This window comes from Thiolapillus sp., assembly GCF_048562965.1.
In the GTDB taxonomy this organism is placed as follows: Bacteria; Pseudomonadota; Gammaproteobacteria; order Chromatiales; family Chromatiaceae; genus Thiolapillus; species Thiolapillus brandeum_A.
In genome coordinates, this window is record NZ_JBHNMF010000532.1 from 1 (window position 1) to 2,164 (window position 2,164).

Here is a 2,164-nt window from a genome sequence, read left to right on the forward strand (position 1 = left end):
CTTTTTACCCTCCCTGCCTGGGCCACGACCACCCGCCTCAGCGAAAGCAACACGGTTCTGGGGCGACAGGCCTCCTGGGAAAGCGATTCACCCTCCCTGTCGGCTGACGGCAAACTGCTGGTGTTCGATTCCCTGGCCCCCAACCTGGTGGCCGGCGATCACAACCGGGCTTCGGATATCTTCCTGCGCAACGTGGAAACCGGCAGCCTGTCGCGCATCAGCAGGGGCATGAACGGTCTGGAAGCCAATGGAGGAAGCGACCGACCCGTCATTTCCGCCGATGGCCGTTTCGTGGCATTTCGCTCCAGCGCCAGCAACCTGGTACCCGATGACAACAACAATGACACCGACCTTTTCCTCTATGATGTTACGGCTGGCACCATCAGCCGTATCAATGTGGACAGCAATGGCGACGAAACCCAAGGCTGCTATTGCTACACCACCGCTATTTCGCAGGACGGGCGCTTTATCGCCTTCGTGTCGGACGCTGCTGACCTGGTGACAGGCGACAACAACGGCGTGATGGATGTTTTCCTCCATGACACGCAAACGGGCGTCACCCGCCGCGTCAGCGTTGACAGCCATGGCAATGAAGCGAACGCTTACAGCGGCTCACCAGCTATCTCGGCCGATGGCCGTTACGTGGCCTTTGCCTCCGACGCAACCAACCTGGTGCCAGACGACACCGAGGGACATACCGATATTTTCGTGCATGACACGCAGACCAGCACAACTGTCCGTGTCAGCGTCGATGGCACGGGCAAGGGCGGGAACGGCAACTCCCATAGCGCAAGCCTCTCGGCCCACGGGCGCTATATCACCTTCGATTCCAACGCTAGCAATCTGGTGTCCGGTGACGGCAACGGCAACGGCAATTCAGACATCTTCCTCCGTGACCTCCACCTGAACACCACAGTGCTCGTCAGCAAGGATGTCAGTGGACACAGCGTCGGCGGGAGCAGCTTTAATCCAAGCATTTCCGCCGACGGAAAGTTCATTGCTTTCGAGTCGACATCCAGATTGATCACGGCGGATACAAACGACAACAGAGATATTTATCTCTATGATGTCGAAAACAACATCAACTCCCTCGTCAGCATCGACAACAACGGTCATCCTTCCAATGGTGACAGTCACAACGCTTCCCTCTCCGCCGATGGAAAGCACACGGCTTTCGTCTCAGTGGCAGACAACCTGGACTTGCTGGTGCCGGATACCAACGTCATGTACGACATCTTTGTACGCGATCGCGCCGATACCGTTCAGATAACCCGCCAGAACCTGGCCATGGACGGACCCTTTCCCGCGCCGCCCAATGGCCCCTGCTGCTACGACACGTAAATTTCCGCCAACGGCCGGTATGTGGTCTTCGATTCCCAGGCCAGCGACCTGGTGGCCAACGACACCAATGCCAACCATGAAGAATATTACAAAGGCATACAGGATATCTTCGTCTATGACATCAACGCGAAAGCCCATGTTCGGGTAAGTGTTCACAGCGATGGCAGCCAAGCCGACTCACGCAGCGATCATGGGGCCATCTCGGCAGACGGGCGCTATGTGGTCTTCGACTCCCTGGCCTCCAACCTCGTGGACAACGATACCAACGATGCCTCGGACGTATTCCTGCATGACCTGCAGTCGCACCAAACCACGCGCATCAGCCTGGATCCCCTGGGAAACCAGTTGGATGCCAGCAGCGGAGCGGCGGACATTTCCGCCGATGGGCGATTCGTAGTCTTCATCTCGGATGCAGACAACCTGGTGAGTGGAGACACCAACAACGTGGATGACGTGTTCGTCCTCGACCGCCAGACCGGCCATTACAAGCGCGTGAACATCAGCAGTGCCGGCGCGCAGGTAACCGAAACCAGCAACATGACTTGGGCTGCCGCCATCTCCGGTGATGGTCGCTACGTGGTTTTTCAGTCTGCTGCCGACAACCTGGTCGCGGACGACAGCAACGGTGTTGCCGATATTTTCGTCCATGATCTTCAGCAGGAAAAAACCTGGCGGGTGAGCGTCGCCAATGACGGCGGCCAGGCAAACGCTCAGAGCGCTTACCCGGTCATATCTGACGATGGCCGCTATATTGCCTTTAAGTCCCTGGCCAGTAACCTGGCGCCTGGTGGTGATTTCAATGACGCCTCCGACGTCTTCCGCT

At 57.7% G+C, this 2,164-nt stretch carries 1 protein-coding gene and 1 pseudogene; both read left to right on the top strand.

Annotated features, from left to right (window positions below):
- The coding region (locus ACOCD2_RS17330) for a TolB family protein (protein WP_293680724.1) at positions 1-1,341 on the top strand (1,341 nt) is incomplete at its 5' end.
- Positions 1,342-1,362: 21 nt separating this feature from the next.
- Positions 1,363-2,164 (top strand): annotated as a pseudogene (locus tag ACOCD2_RS17335) (TolB family protein); the annotation flags it as partial.